The following is a 14,026-nucleotide window of genomic DNA, read 5'->3' as shown; positions in this document are numbered from 1 at the left end:
TTTGATGCAACGCTAGTGAAATACGGGCAGGTTGGAACCGCTGCCCGACGCCATTATCGACGAAAACGTATTTTTCCTTAGAATTATGGCTGATCATGCCAAGTTTATCAGTCATCTGCTCGATCCTTCGGAACGGAAGTTGGTCGATCAAGCCAATAATTTCAGTCATGAATTCGATCAATTGTTATTTCAAGCGAGGGATTTAGATTCCATGCGTCCTCAATCGCAAACTGCCCCGCTTCTTGACCAGTTCCTTGATCAAAACCGGGTATCCGTTAAATCGTTGCGTGATTTTAAGAAGACAGCGCGCGAATTAATTAATGCGTGCCGAATAAAAAGCATCATTCATCCCTTGCTGGCGGATCATGTGTTCCGTGAAGCCGAAAGATTTTTATTTATTATCGACATGTTTGAAAACAGCTTGACGGGAAAGCCTGTGCCGGCTCTTCAAAGTATTATTATGGATTGATCATTTTCCGTATAAATCTTTATCTTGCCCGGGCATCGCGAATACGGTATTAAGGTGTCATGAAGGACGTACTGGGAAGTATAGGAGTACGTCCTTCTTTCTTTACATACTACTAACTTCATTACCCGTTCGCCCGCTATAGGCATGCGAATGAGGATGGCGGCCGTTGATTGTCGTATATCCCTCGAATAAGTGATAGTGCCCCCCACCGGGAAGATCAATGGCCGGTCCGGTTGTTCCCTGTATGAGGTGAGTATGGCCTTGATTCAGTGAAGTAACGGTACGATATCCGTGTACATGAGGCACACCACTAGGGGCAGGAGCAGTCCAACTCGAATATTCATGAGAATGTCCGTCATTTACAGTAGTTTCACCGGAAAAGGCATGAACATGGACAGGGATGCCGTTCCAAGAAGTGATATAAAGTTTGTGCGAATGATGGGCATCGTCGCCTCCAGAATCCATCACGAATCCGGTAACGGGAATTTTCATGCAGGGCTCCTTTCTTTAAATGTGTTAAATATGGGATAGTTTATGGCGAATCGTGTGCATCCGGAAACGGCTAAAGCCTAGCGTCCATATAATCCTTTAAACCACAACTTATCTTTTTATTACGAGGGTTTGGCTGGACCGGGGTCCGATGGGAATTTCAATCGCGGCATAAAAATCCGTATTTTTGGAATTCTACATATTTAAAGGATATTGGAGCGCAGGAGGTACTTGATTATGAAGCAACACTGGCTTATTGCATGTCTGCTGGCTTTGGGCGTAAGCGCAGGCTGTACCCAAACGAACATGCCCCGGTCCGGGCAGCCGGATACGCTCAACCGGTCCGGACAATTCGCACCCCACATGCAATCGGCGACGCCGGAATTGGCGGACGGACCGGAGCATGGCGTTCGGAGTCCCGCTCCGATGTCCCTTGCGGACTTGCGCAGCAAATACCGCAGCACCTTTCTGCTTAACGGCCCCGCCACTAAGCGCGAAGTGGCTTTGACGTTCGATGACGCGCCCGACGCGGTCTTTACCCCGAAGGTGCTGGATGCCTTGAAACAAGAAGGCGTGAAGGCTACCTTCTTCGTCGTTGGAAATCGGGTTGAAGCTTATCCGGATATCGTGAGGCGCATGGTCCGGGAAGGGCATGTGATCGGGAACCATTCGTATAGCCACGCCAATCTCCCGAAGTTAACGGACAATAAATTTCGCGAAGAGATCATCAAGACGGATCAATTGATCCGGGAATATACCGGCTATATGCCCCATATCGTAAGACCTCCGTACGGAAATATTAATGAGGATCAAATCCGATGGCTGAGCAGCCAACATAAAAAATAGTAAACTGGAATGTCGACTCGTTGGACTGGAAAGGTTTAAGTGCGGAACAAGTCGCAACCAATGTGCTCGCGCATGTTCGACCGGGTTCAATCGTCTTGCAGCACGCTGCAGGAGGAGTCGGCGAAGATTTATCGGGGACGGTTGACGCACTTCCGAAAATTATAAAGAAGCTGAGGGAGGACGGCGTCAAGCTCGTTACCGTTCCGGAGCTGCTCGGCATTGCGCCTTGAGTGGTAAACATGGTTGTACCTCGCAACGGCATCGCCGCGTGCCGGCCCCGGATATCTCACGGAAAAACTGCGCTCATCGGACCGCAGTTTTTCGTTTCATCGGCGCGCGGGCGACTGCAAGTGCGGCGGAACGAGCCGCCCGCCTTGGCTTGACACTAGCAACAATCTTCAACTATAATCACAGTTATCGAAAACATATAGATTTACTAGGAATTAAAAAAGTTATCGTCGAAGGAGGCAGCTGTGAATTGACGCGCATAAGAGAGACGATGGAAAATATGAATTGATGCTGTAATACGAAACGTCTATAATTAAGAACGTCTATATTAATGTAGCAGGTCAGAAAAAATAAATGTAACAGGGGTTATGACACATGAAGAAGCAGTATATTGTTCTTTTTATTTCCTTATTGGCTATCAGCTTGATGGTGACCGCATGCTCGGGCTCGAAATCCGAATCAGGCGCAAGCGATGACAAGAAAGTGCTTCGCGTAGGCGCTACCGGACAGTCTTATCCCAACAGCTACAAAGAAGGGGACAAGCTGGTTGGCTTCGATGTGGAAGTTATTGAAACGATTGCAGACCGTCTCGGCTATACGATTGAATGGACCAACTCCGACTTTAGCGGATTGATGGGCCAATTGGAGACCGGCAAAATCGATACGATTGCCAACGCCGTTGCCGTAACCGATGAGCGGAAAGAGAAGTTTCTGTTCACGGAGCCGTATTCGTATGCCGGCGTCACGATCGTGACCCATGTCGACAATACGGATATCAATACGCTGGATGACCTGAAAGGCAAAACCGTCTCCGGCGTGCTGGGCTCCAACAATGTAAAAAACTTGCAAAAATTCGATGTGAATGGCGAAATTAAAATCCGGACCTACGAAAACCGTGACGGTGCGCAAAACGACGTGCTGAACAAGCGCGTAGACGGCTACGTCAATGCGAGATCCTCGCTGCTGGCGGAAATCAAGAAGAAAAACTTGCCTTTGAAATTTGTAGGCGATCCGTTCCTGTACGAAGATATCGCCTTCCCGTTCGTCAAAAATGAAGACAACGAAGCGCTGATTAAGCAAATCAACGCCGAGATTCAAAAATTGCGGGAAGACGGCACGTTAAAAGAAATTTCGGTCAAATACTATGGAGAAGATATTACAACGAGAACGGAGTAATGGTCTCGATCCATTGAGAGTGAGCGATATGATATGAATCTGGATCCATCGTATATTTTTGAGCTCTTGCCCCGAATCATAAGCTATGTGCCGATCACGCTGTTTATGGCTGTCGTCGCCATGATCATTGCGATTATCATCGGTTTGGTGCTGACGTTCCTTCGCAACAGCAGATTTATCGTATTCCGATCGCTGGCCAGCGTCTATATTTCCTTTTTCCGCGCCATTCCGATGCTTGTGCAATTGTTTTTGATCTATTACGGCTTGCCGCAGCTGTTTCCGGCTTTTACGGCCATGGATGCCGTGACAGCGGCCATTATCGGGTTCGGGTTCAAGCAGGCTGCTTTTTGGCCGAAATTTTTCGCGCCGCTTTTATATCGGTGGATAAGGGGCAGATGGAAGCTTGCATAACGGGCGGGATGACGAAGGTGCAGGCGTACCGCCGCATCATTCTGCCTCAGGCCGCGCGCAATGCGCTGCCGGCTACGGGCAACATTTTCATCAGCCTCATTAAAGAAACGTCGTTGGCTTTCACTCTGGGTGTTGTGGAAATTTTCGCGGAAGCAAAAATGCAAGCAGCCGAATCGTTCCGCTTCTTTGAAGCTTACCTGGCGGTCGCCTTAATTTATTGGGGACTCATCATTGTGTACTCCTATCTGCAAAAATTGCTGGAAAAATATTTGGATCGCCCATATCGGACGTAAAGGTAGAGTAATTATGATAAAAGTCACGAATTTGCGAAAAAGCTTCAATGATTTGGTGGTCTTGAACGGGATCGATCTCGAAGTGAAGGACGGAGAAGTGCTCACGATTATCGGTCCTTCCGGGTCAGGGAAATCGACGTTGATTCGCTGCTTGAACTTTTTGGAGACGCCCGATGCCGGCATCATTGAGATCGGGAACGCCAAATTGAATGTCGAAAACTGTACGCGTAAAGAAATACGGCAATTGCGTTCGCAAACCGCGATGGTATTTCAAAACTACAATCTGTACAAAAATAAAACGGCATTGGAAAATATTACGGAGTCCCTGATCGTCGTGAAGAAAATGCCGAAAAAAGAAGCGAACGAAATCGGCATGGAGCTGCTGAGGCAAGTAGGGCTTGAACATAAGAAAGACAACTACCCGGCGACGCTCTCAGGCGGCCAGCAACAGCGCGTCAGCATCGCGCGCGCGCTCGCATTGAGGCCGCACGCCATTCTGTTCGATGAACCGACGTCTTCGCTTGATCCGGAGCTTGTATCGGAAGTGCTGCAAGTGATCAAGTCGATAGCCGAGATGGATACGACCATGATTATCGTAACGCACGAAATGGATTTTGCCCGCGAAGTGTCCGATCATGTCATTTTTATGGCGGACGGCAACATTGTGGAGCAAGGAAGCGCCAAGGAATTTTTCAGCAATCCCCAGAAAGACCGTACGAAACAATTTCTTAAACATTTGAGCGCCAATCCGGCGTAAAATGGATGCTGTCAAGGCTGCTGCGGATGAACCCGATGTCCGGTATCATCCGCAGCGCCGTTTTTTAAAGCGAGGAATGATCATGGGCAGAGATACGGTGACGCTCTCATTTGTGGAAAAGTTATGGAACACCCCCTTTTCCAGGGCAAGCATGGAAAAAGCGAAATACGGACTGATGGATTATATCGCATCTTCCTATGCCGGAAAGGACGATACGGGTGTTGCCAAGCTCGTGCGAATGGCGAGATTGGAAGGGGGACATCCGCTTGCTCCGGTGCTGTTCCATTCGATGGATGTTTCGCCTTCCCAGTCCGCGCTCATTAACGGTTTTATGGGGCACGCTCTAGACTACGATGACGTCCATTCGCAGGTCCGCGGCCATCCGAGCACGGTCATTTTGCCTGCCTTATTGGCGGTATGCGATGCCGGCACGACGGGCCGGCGTTTTTTGGAAGCGTACATCATCGGCGTCGAGGCGATGGCCCGGATTGCCCAGGCATTGACGAACGAGCATTATGAGCGAGGCTTCCATAATACGGGCACAACCGGCGTACTGGCGGCTACGCTGGCGGGCGCATATTTGAAGACGTATTCGGTGGAGAAAGCGTGTTTGGCGCTCGGCTTTGCCACGACACAAGCCAGCGGCCTGCGCGTTCATTTCGGCACCGAAACCAAACCGCTACATGCGGGCCTGGCCGCGTCTTCGGCGGTGAGAGCGCTGTTGTTGGCCGACGCGGATGTTCAAGCGAACAAGGCAAGCCTGGACGGAGAGATCGGTTTTTTTGCCGTGTTTGGCCAGGGGATCGAGCGGGCCCGTGAACTGCTGCTGCAAGAAAGCGGTCCGGCGTGGCGCATTGAGACGCCCGGGTTATGGTTCAAGCTGTATCCCTTTTGCTCCGGCGCTTACTATGGCGTCCATGCGGCGGAAAAGATCGGCCCGATCCCGCTTGAGCGTATCGCCGGCATTGAGATCATCTTTCCGCACCGCAGCGATGCGGCGCTGGTTCACCGCAACCCGAGCAACGGAGAAGAAGGAAGGTTCAGCATCGAGTACATTACGGCCTTGATTCTGAGCGGGCGGGGGCTGCGCCCGGATGATTTTCAACGCGTTCCGATCGGCGAAGAAATCCGGGCGTATATGGAGAAGATGAAGCGCATCAACGTGTTCGACGTTCCCGCCGTAAGGAGATATACGCAAATCACGGTGAAATTGACCGACGGGAATACGATTAGCGAAACGGGGGATTGCCCGAAAGGCTCGCCCGGCAATCCGGTCACGGAGCAGGAACTGATAAGCAAGTTTGCCGGCATCGTGAAAAGCGAGCATGCATCGGTCGTGCTGGATCGGATTTTAAAACTGGACGAGACGGAAAACGTACAAGCATTTGCCAAGCAGCTCGGCGAATTGTGACAATGGAAACGGCTTGCAGGTTCGGGATGATGCGACAATGGCTTCACTCCCGTACCGAATTGTAGATGACGGGTCGATCAGATGACTGGAGACAAGCTTTAAACGGCTTGTCTTTTCTTATGAAAATCAACATGTGGGAAAGCTCCGAAATTAGGCATGGGAAATGAGGGAATGTGGCTTAATGAGATTCTCTTGCCTTTGCTTTTGCCGGTTTGCCCGGTGGCGATCCAAATAGTCCGGGCCGAGCGCTTTCTTCTCGATTCCAAGACATGCGGATCAGGCCGCGGTGATGCTTGCGCAACCGACTGTTTAAATTCAGGATTGCAGAATCTTCGGAGACTGGTGTTGGAGTGCACCCTTCATGTGTTGCTCGAGGAAAGGCAACGTGATGACTTCGCCATCGACGATCTTCTGGAGCAAAAGACGGTTGGATGCACCGAAGATGTCCGCCATATGTGTGGCCCGTTTCACGTTTGCATCGCTAACGAATTTCAGACGTCTTATTTGGGTTAACAAGCCGCTTTTGGGGATGTAACGAATCTGAGCCGCCTTATTTACGATTTTACGCCTGAATGCGACGCTTTTTAAGCAAATAGCGTTGCTCAGATTCGTTACAATTCCAAAACATCGATTTTTCGCCAAATAACGTGTGTCAGATTCGTTAGATCTTGATCGTGAATGGGCGCTTCAAATGTTGTTCAAACGTTGATAGAAACCTTAATCGAACCTTGCGGTTCATTCACGCCCTTTGTCGCTTGTACGCGGCCGCGATGACACGCAACAGCTCCATTCGGAACTTCCACTTATACTAGGCGTACGCATCAGGGACCTCATGCGAGTAGAGGCGTGGCGTTCGTGCCCCTCGAGTGGCTACAGTCCGCATGGTGCCGCACGGGGGACCAGGCATTTTCCAGCCTCAGGGGCGCTGTAGCCCGCACACTGCCCGGACGGGCGGTTGCGCGCCTCGGGGGCACTGATGCTGGTCAATCAAGCAGGCAAAAAAACTGCACTTTCCGCAGGAATTTCCGCGTTTTGGCTATTTTGCGTCCGGAAAACCTGCACTTTCTTTTTGCAGTTTTGTTCATTGAGCGTCGTCGTTTGCCGCCGACCGGCACGAGAATTGTCGTTGGGAAGGGGGAAACACTAAAACCGCGCGGCGATTTGCGAGCGGACGGCCATGGCCGATCTCGACACGATCCGATAAGTTTCTACCCTCGACCCTTTGAATGTCCCCTTACGGTGCGCAAACAATCGGTCTACAATAGGCGATATAGAAAACAACAGGGAGGTCCTAATCGGATGAAAACGTGGAAGAAACTCGGCATAGGCTTGGCGCTTTGCGCGGCGGTTCTGGCCGGCTGCGGGCAAGACGCGGGCCAAACCACACAAGGCAGCGGTGAAGGCGCGGCGAAATCCGAAAAAGTGACGCTGACGCTTTGGCATAACTGGGCGGGTCAAGACGCGAAAGCGGTGGCGATGCGCGGACTGCTCGATCAATTCAGCGCCGACCACCCGAACATCAAACTTGAAATCGAAGGGCTTCCGACGGACGGCTTGAAGACGCGGCTCAGAACGGCGGCGGCGGCGAACGAAATGCCGGACTTATTCGTCATGTGGCCGGACGCCATGACGAAAGAATTCGTGAACGGCGACCTGATCCAGCCGATCAATGAATTCCTCGACAGCAAGCCGGAATGGAGAGATAACTTCATCCCGAACGCATTCGACGGCTTCACGGTGGACGGCAACATTTATACGGTGCCGATGAACCTCGCGCCGACGTCGCTCGTGTACTACAATGAAGCGTTGTTCGAACAGTACGGCGTGAAAGTGCCGGAAACGTGGGAAGAGTTGAAAACGGCGGTCAAAACGTTCAACGAAAACGGTATCATTCCGATCGCGCTCGGCAACAAGGCGAACTGGGTTGCGCAGTCGACAATCTTCAGTTCTTTGGCCGACCGCGTCACCGGTTCCGAATGGTTCCTGAAAGCGGCCGAGCAGAACGGCGCGACGTTTGAAGATCCGCAGTTCATCCAAGCGCTTGAGAAGATGCAGGAGCTTAGCGAAATGAACGCCTTCCAGGAAGGCTTCAACAGCATCGATGAAACGCAAATGATGCAGCTGTACGCGCAAGGCAAGGCGGCGATGTTCATCAGCGGCGGCTGGGCGTTATCCAACCTCGTCAGCACCGCGCCGGAAGAGGTATTGAACACGACGAGCATCACGGTATTGCCGGCGATCGAAGGCGGTCTCGGCGATCCGAAATCGACGTCCGGCGTCGTCGGCACCGGCCTTGGGATCAACAAGAAGCTTGAAGGCGCCGAGCTCGAAGCGGCGCAGGAGCTGCTGTATTGGATGGCAGGTCCGGAAGGTCAGAAAGCGACGCTCGACAGCAGCACGTTGGTCAGCTACAACATCGAGCTCGATGAATCCAAGGCGCATCCGCTGTTCGTGAAATTGTACAATTTGATGCAAAATACGGCGATCACGCCGGTATACGACGCGAAGCTCGGCTCCGCAACGGTAGAAGTTGTCAACAACGGTTTGCAAGAACTCCTGATGGGCGGCAACGCACAAGAAATCGCCAAGCGCATTCAGGTAGCGCAAGCGCGGGCGGTCGGCCGCTAACTGAAAGCCATATTTCCAGCCCTCCCTCTTTCGGAGGGCTGAAAATATTCAAAAGGATGTGAGCATAATGAATCTGGTCCAGAACCGGAAGTTTATCATATTGGGACTGCTTCCCGCCGTCGTGCTTTATTTATTGTTCGTGTTTGTGCCGATCATTTGGTCCGCGTATTACGGCTTCTTCGACTGGTCGGGGATGGGCGACAAACGATTCATCGGGCTGGACAATTACTACGAAATTTTTACCGACCCGATTTTTGGAGAGCGCTCAAAAACAACGTATTGTTCGTGCTCGCCTCCGTGTTCGGACAAGTGCCGCTCGCATTGGTGCTTGCGATCGTCCTGCATAAAAACAATACGTTCCAGAAGTTTCTTCGCTCCGCCGTATTTATTCCGATGGTGCTGTCGACTGTCGTCATCGGCATGATTTGGCAGTACATTTACCATCCGCAAATCGGCATTTTGAATTTCCTCCTCGACTCGCTCGGCCTGTCGTCTTGGAAGCTGGGGTGGCTGTCCAATCCCGACATCGCGATCTACTCGCTGATGCCGCCGCTCATCTGGAGCTTTGTCGGATTGTATCTTATCATTTTCGCGTCTGCGCTGCAGAACATTTCAAGCGAAATTCATGACGCGGCGAAAATCGACGGCGCCGAAGGCGCGCGGAAACTGTTTTCGATCACGATTCCGATGATTTGGAGCACGATCCAGGTCGCCATCATCCTGTGCATCTCCGGCAGTCTGAAATCGTTCGACTTGGTTTACATTATGACCCGCGGCGGCCCGGCCCATGCGACGGAATTGCTCGCGACCTACATGTACAACTCGACGTTCACGTCGTACCGGTACGGATTCGGCAGCGCCGTTTCGACGTCGATCGTATTGATCAGCTTACTCCTGATCGGAACGAGCCAATACTTTATGAACAAACGGGCGCAAAAATAAGAAAACCATCGGCCGGATCGCTTCAAGGACGCCGGAACTTATAAAATCTTAAACGAAAAGAGGAGAGGCATTCGCATGAGTCAAACGTCGCTCGCCGTCAAACCCGGCTCGTCGGATCGCAAATCCGCCTTCCCTTGGGGGGGAATGCGGGACGGTGTCGTTTGGACAGTTCTTCTCATTTATGGAATACTAACGTTATATCCATTATTCTGGTTGGGCATCAGCGCGTTTAAAAACACCGAGGATTTCTTCAACCGTCCGTTCGGTCTTCCGCAAACGTGGCGATTCGACAATTTCGCCCGCGCCTGGGAGGCGTCGAATATGGGGACCGCGTTCTTCAACTCGGTCCTCGTGTCGGCGCTGTCGCTGGCGCTGACGCTGTTCGTGTCGGCGCTCGCATCTTATGTGCTCGCGCGGTTTTCATTCCGGCTGAAAGGGTGGGTCATGACGTTCTTCGTCGTCGGCATGCTGATCCCGATTCACAGCACGTTGGTGCCGCTCTTCATCATGATGCGGGAGATGAAGCTGCTGAACACGTATGCGGCGCTCGTGCTGCCGTATACCGCGTTCGCGCTGCCGACGGCGATCTTCGTGCTGGCCGCCTATATGCTTTCGTTCCCGAAGGATGTCGAGGAAGCGGCGTTTATCGACGGAACCGGCCGTTGGGGCGTGTTCTTCAGGATGATTCTTCCGATCTCGATGCCCGCGATTTCGACGGTGTCCATCATCAGCTTTCTGCACTTCTGGAACGATTTCTCGTTCGCACTCGTGTTTATCAGCAAGTCGGCCATGAAGACGCTGCCGCTCAGCGTCGCGATTTTGGCGGACAGTTCGCAAACCGATTTCGGCCTGACGATGGCGGCTATGGTGCTTGCCGTCGTTCCGACCATCGCGATTTATTTGATGTTTCAGGATCGAATTATGAAAGGCATGACCGCGGGAGCGGTGAAAGGGTAACGGCTGCGTCCGCCGGGCGGAAAACCGGGTCCGGCGGAATCACAAGAGGGGGATTACGGCATGCAGAAATGGTTGGGGCAATCGCTGCAACGCAAACTGTCCTTTATCCTGTTGATTTCCACCGTTATTCCCTTATTGGCGCTGGGTGTCTTTTCGTTCACGACGTCCTCGCGCATCACGGAACGAAATTCGATGCGCGCCGGCATCGATTCGCTCCGCCAAATGTCCGCAAACCTGGGCTTCATGGTCCAGGATATCGACCATATGTCGATCTTTTTGATCAGCCAGACGGACGTGCAGCAATTTTTGAACCAGCGGCAAGACGACGTCGCCGTCCGCGCCAGAGTCGACCGTTTGCTCGCCAATCTCGTGTTCGGCAAGCCGTACGTGTTCGACATCACGATCTATCCGAAAATGATGTGCCCAAGCTGTCCACGACGACGATCTATGCGTCCGAACTCAAGGAGGCGCCGATTCGCGACGTTCGGGAAAAACGTGGACCGAGCTGTACAAGGCGACGACGTTTTCCGGGGAGCACGACGTTCTTTCCTTTATACGGCCGGTGCGAAGCACGCGCGGGACGTACGAGACGATCGGCTGGCTGAGCATCACGGTAAGCGAGCGTGCCATTTCGCAGTTTTGGACCGATCCCCCATTCGCCGACGCGGGGATCGCGCTCGTCAACGCGCAAGGCGTCATCCTTTCGGCCACCGACAAGTCGTGGCTCCGCAGGAGCATCTTTTCGCTGTACCCGGCCACGGACGTCTTGAGCGAAGCTTCGCCCTACGGCGGCGGAACGTACGGCCAAGGGAAGGAGAAGCTGACGCTTCTCCGTTACCGGGAGCCGCGGACCGGCTGGACGCTGATCGGGACGATTCCTTATGAAGCGTACAGCGAGCAAAACCGGTACATTTTGCAACTGACCGCCGCGGCCGTCGCGCTTGCCGTCCTGATTACGATCGGTTCGACACTCTTCTTCGTCAAGCGCATTACGAATCCGCTCCGGACGCTGTCCCGATTGCTCTCGAAAGTCGATCCGGAACAGCCGATGTACAAGTATCCGGTCGACACCGCCGATGAAATCGGGAGGCTGGCGCACAGCTACAACACGCTCGGAGAGCATATCGAACGGCTGAAGCGGCAAATGATCGAAAACGAATCCCGCAAGAAGGAGGCGGACCTTCGCGCGCTGCAGGCGCAAATCAATCCGCACTTTCTGTATAATACGCTCTCCTCGATTCAATGGATCGCGCTCATGAACGAGGAAAACCGCATCGCGGAGATGGTCGGCTCGCTCGGAGATTTCCTGCGATTCAGCCTGAACAGCGGAAAAGATTTTGCCAGGTGCAGCAAGAAATCGCCCATATTCGCAATTATGCGGCCGTTCAGTCGATCCGCTACCCGGACAAATTTCTCGTCGACTATTCCGTCGATCCGGAGCTGACGGAGAAGTTCATGCTCAAGCTACTGCTCCAGCCGCTCGTCGAAAACGCGATGATCCACGGCATCCAGAAGAAAGAAGGAGCCGGAACGATCTCGATCCATGTGGAACGGTCGGGAAGCCGGATGGTGTTCCACGTCGTGGACGACGGAAAAGGGATGACGGAAGCCGAGCTCGAGGCGCTTCGCCGCCGGCTGGACGTTCCGGCATCCGAACAGCCGCAGGAAGGAAGTTACGGGCTGCGAAACGTGAACGAGCGGCTGCAGCTTCATTACGGGGCGGACTCCCGCCTGCACATCGAGAGCAAGCCGAACGCGGGCACGCATGTTTCGTTTTCCATTCCGATCCTGGAGGGACCTTATGAGAGTCATGATCGTCGATGACGAAGTGATTATTCGGACCGGGCTCGCCAAAGTCATCAAGTGGCACGAGCTCGGTCTGGAGCTGCTGCCTCCCGCCGCGTCCGGCGAGGAGGCGATGTCGCGGCTCATGGAAGAGCGGCCGAACATCCTGCTCACGGACATCCGAATGACGGGGATGGACGGCCTGACGCTTGCGAAAGAAGCGAAACGGCTGCTTCCGAATATCGAAGTGATTATTTTGTCCGGCTACGACGACTTCAAGTATACGCAGCAGGCAATCCGCAACGACGTGACGGATTATTTGCTGAAGACAACGCGGCCGGAAGAAATTATTAAGACGGTGCTCAAGGTGAAGCATCGGATCGAGGAGAAGTGGGCGGCGCAAAGCGAAGACTGCTTCAAAAACAAAGAAGCGCGCAATCGGCTGTTCGAGCGATGGGTCGTCAGCGGCGACACGAACGGTATCGAACCGCGTTTGCTGTATACGATGCTGCCGCGGCTGTTTCCGGAGCAGGACGGGCCGGCGGACGATCCGCTTCAGATCGTGTTCGTTTCCGGCGAAGGCTGGGAACGCGAACAGAACGGCGGCGGCGTGTCGCTCTTGCTGTTTGCGATCGAAAATATGATGAACGATTTGCTTCCTTGCGAGACGCTGCTGCAGCCGGACCGCGTCGTCGCCGCCATGCGCGTCCGTCCGGGGGATGCGGAGGCACAGACGTGCCTTGCGTCGATGATCGCCAGCATCGAGAGGCTGCTCAAGTGCAAAGCGTTCGCCGCCGTCGGCAAGACGGTGACCGAGGCTCGCGAGCTGCATGAATCGTATCGGACCGCGGAGCAGGCGTACGGCTACAAGGGGCTGATCGACGACCCGATTTGCCGGTATTGGGCGATCAAGGACCGGAAGGGGAAACAAGCGGTTTTCACCGGCAAGGAAGAAGTCGAATTGTACGGCATTTTGCTGGAGGACGATTCGGTCGCGCTGAAGGAATGGGTGCATCGTTTCGTTCACGAGCTGACGGACGGCGACGAATTCACGCTCGAATCGCTTGAGGCGTCGATGCATGCGGTCGCAATCTCCGCGCAGCGCTGGATTGAGAAGGTGCAGCACGTCTCCGGACGATCCGGCGCGGATGTGCCCCGCTTCCGTTTCAAGGCCGGGACGGCGTTGAAGGACGCGCTGTTCCAGTATTTGTACGTGGTGATGAAGCTGTACCACAATTCGTTGTCCGAAGGGCAAGCGGCGCACGTACACAAGGCGAAAGCGTTCATCGAGCTGCATCTGGGCGGGGACGTCGGGCTGCAGCGCGTCGCGAAGCACGTCCATCTTCACCCGAGCCATTTGAGCGAAGTGTTTAAGAAGGAAGTCGGTATGACGTTCACCGATTACGTCTTGCAGCAGAGAATGCGGCACGCCGCGGAAATATTGACGACGTCGCCCGCGAAAATCAGCGACGTCGCCGGTTCGGTCGGCTACGAGGACGTCAAGTACTTCAGTCAAATGTTCAAGAAATATTATGGGAAGACGCCAAGCGAATTCCGTGAGGACGCGTCGAAGCACGGCAAGAGCGACTGACGTTCGCCGTCGCCGGAACGGCGGGCTTGCGTCGGACGGAACA

The 14,026-nt window shown here is 53.5% G+C and carries 10 protein-coding genes and 4 pseudogenes; 12 read left to right on the top strand and 2 right to left on the bottom strand.

What is annotated here, in order from left to right; genetic code table 11:
• Positions 1-19: 19 nt before the first annotated feature.
• Positions 20-469: pseudogene (locus PACILC2_RS17265) on the top strand (DUF2935 domain-containing protein); the annotation flags it as partial.
• A gap of 102 nt (positions 470-571) precedes the next feature.
• Here the strand turns inward: PACILC2_RS17265 and PACILC2_RS17260 are convergent.
• The gene (locus PACILC2_RS17260) at positions 572-961 is read right to left on the bottom strand and encodes a YmaF family protein (protein WP_082655064.1); all 390 of its coding nucleotides are present in this window, start codon (positions 959-961) and stop codon (positions 572-574) included.
• 234 nt (positions 962-1,195) lie between these two features.
• Here PACILC2_RS17260 and PACILC2_RS17255 point away from each other — a divergent pair.
• From PACILC2_RS17255 to PACILC2_RS17220, 8 genes and pseudogenes are all read left to right on the top strand, one after another.
• Positions 1,196-2,034 (top strand): annotated as a pseudogene (locus PACILC2_RS17255) (polysaccharide deacetylase family protein).
• Between the two features lie 373 nt (positions 2,035-2,407).
• Entirely contained in the window at positions 2,408-3,208 is an 801-nt protein-coding gene (locus PACILC2_RS17250; RefSeq protein ID WP_213529743.1) for an amino acid ABC transporter substrate-binding protein, read from the top strand.
• Positions 3,209-3,241: 33 nt separating this feature from the next.
• Positions 3,242-3,912: pseudogene (locus PACILC2_RS17245) on the top strand (amino acid ABC transporter permease).
• Positions 3,913-3,925: 13 nt separating this feature from the next.
• Positions 3,926-4,669, top strand: coding sequence for an amino acid ABC transporter ATP-binding protein (locus PACILC2_RS17240; protein WP_213529741.1), 744 nt, complete (start codon positions 3,926-3,928; stop codon positions 4,667-4,669).
• Between the two features lie 82 nt (positions 4,670-4,751).
• Positions 4,752-6,080, top strand: coding sequence for an MmgE/PrpD family protein (locus PACILC2_RS17235; RefSeq protein ID WP_213529739.1), 1,329 nt, complete (start codon positions 4,752-4,754; stop codon positions 6,078-6,080).
• 1,299 nt (positions 6,081-7,379) lie between these two features.
• On the top strand, positions 7,380-8,708 hold the full coding sequence (locus tag PACILC2_RS17230; protein ID WP_213529737.1) for an extracellular solute-binding protein: 1,329 nt from the start codon (positions 7,380-7,382) through the stop codon (positions 8,706-8,708).
• A 67-nt stretch (positions 8,709-8,775) separates the two neighbouring features.
• Positions 8,776-9,650: pseudogene (locus PACILC2_RS17225) on the top strand (carbohydrate ABC transporter permease).
• Positions 9,651-9,794: 144 nt separating this feature from the next.
• The gene (locus tag PACILC2_RS17220) at positions 9,795-10,607 is read left to right on the top strand and encodes a carbohydrate ABC transporter permease (protein ID WP_244863592.1); all 813 of its coding nucleotides are present in this window, start codon (positions 9,795-9,797) and stop codon (positions 10,605-10,607) included.
• 132 nt (positions 10,608-10,739) lie between these two features.
• Here the strand turns inward: PACILC2_RS17220 and PACILC2_RS27165 are convergent, their stop codons facing one another.
• Positions 10,740-10,928 carry a hypothetical protein gene (locus PACILC2_RS27165; RefSeq protein ID WP_244863591.1) on the bottom strand — a complete coding sequence of 63 codons (189 nt, stop codon included), beginning with the start codon at positions 10,926-10,928 and terminating at the stop codon, positions 10,740-10,742.
• A 241-nt stretch (positions 10,929-11,169) separates the two neighbouring features.
• Between PACILC2_RS27165 and PACILC2_RS27160 the strand changes: the two genes are divergently transcribed.
• From PACILC2_RS27160 to PACILC2_RS17210, 3 genes are read left to right on the top strand one after another with little or no spacing between them, the layout of a single operon-like run.
• Positions 11,170-12,051, top strand: coding sequence for a sensor histidine kinase (locus PACILC2_RS27160; protein ID WP_244863590.1), 882 nt, complete (start codon positions 11,170-11,172; stop codon positions 12,049-12,051).
• Positions 11,952-12,431 carry a sensor histidine kinase gene (locus tag PACILC2_RS27155; protein ID WP_244863589.1) on the top strand — a complete coding sequence of 160 codons (480 nt, stop codon included), beginning with the start codon at positions 11,952-11,954 and terminating at the stop codon, positions 12,429-12,431. Before PACILC2_RS27160 ends, PACILC2_RS27155 begins: the two co-directional genes overlap by 100 nt.
• Positions 12,409-13,983 carry a helix-turn-helix domain-containing protein gene (locus tag PACILC2_RS17210; protein ID WP_213529733.1) on the top strand — a complete coding sequence of 525 codons (1,575 nt, stop codon included), beginning with the start codon at positions 12,409-12,411 and terminating at the stop codon, positions 13,981-13,983. The genes PACILC2_RS27155 and PACILC2_RS17210 overlap by 23 nt, the downstream gene beginning before the upstream one ends.
• Positions 13,984-14,026: the final 43 nt, after the last annotated feature.

Source organism: Paenibacillus cisolokensis (genome assembly GCF_018403665.1).
Lineage (GTDB): Bacteria > Bacillota > Bacilli > Paenibacillales > Paenibacillaceae > Paenibacillus_AH > Paenibacillus_AH cisolokensis.
This window is presented reverse-complemented; position numbering and strand designations above follow the sequence as displayed.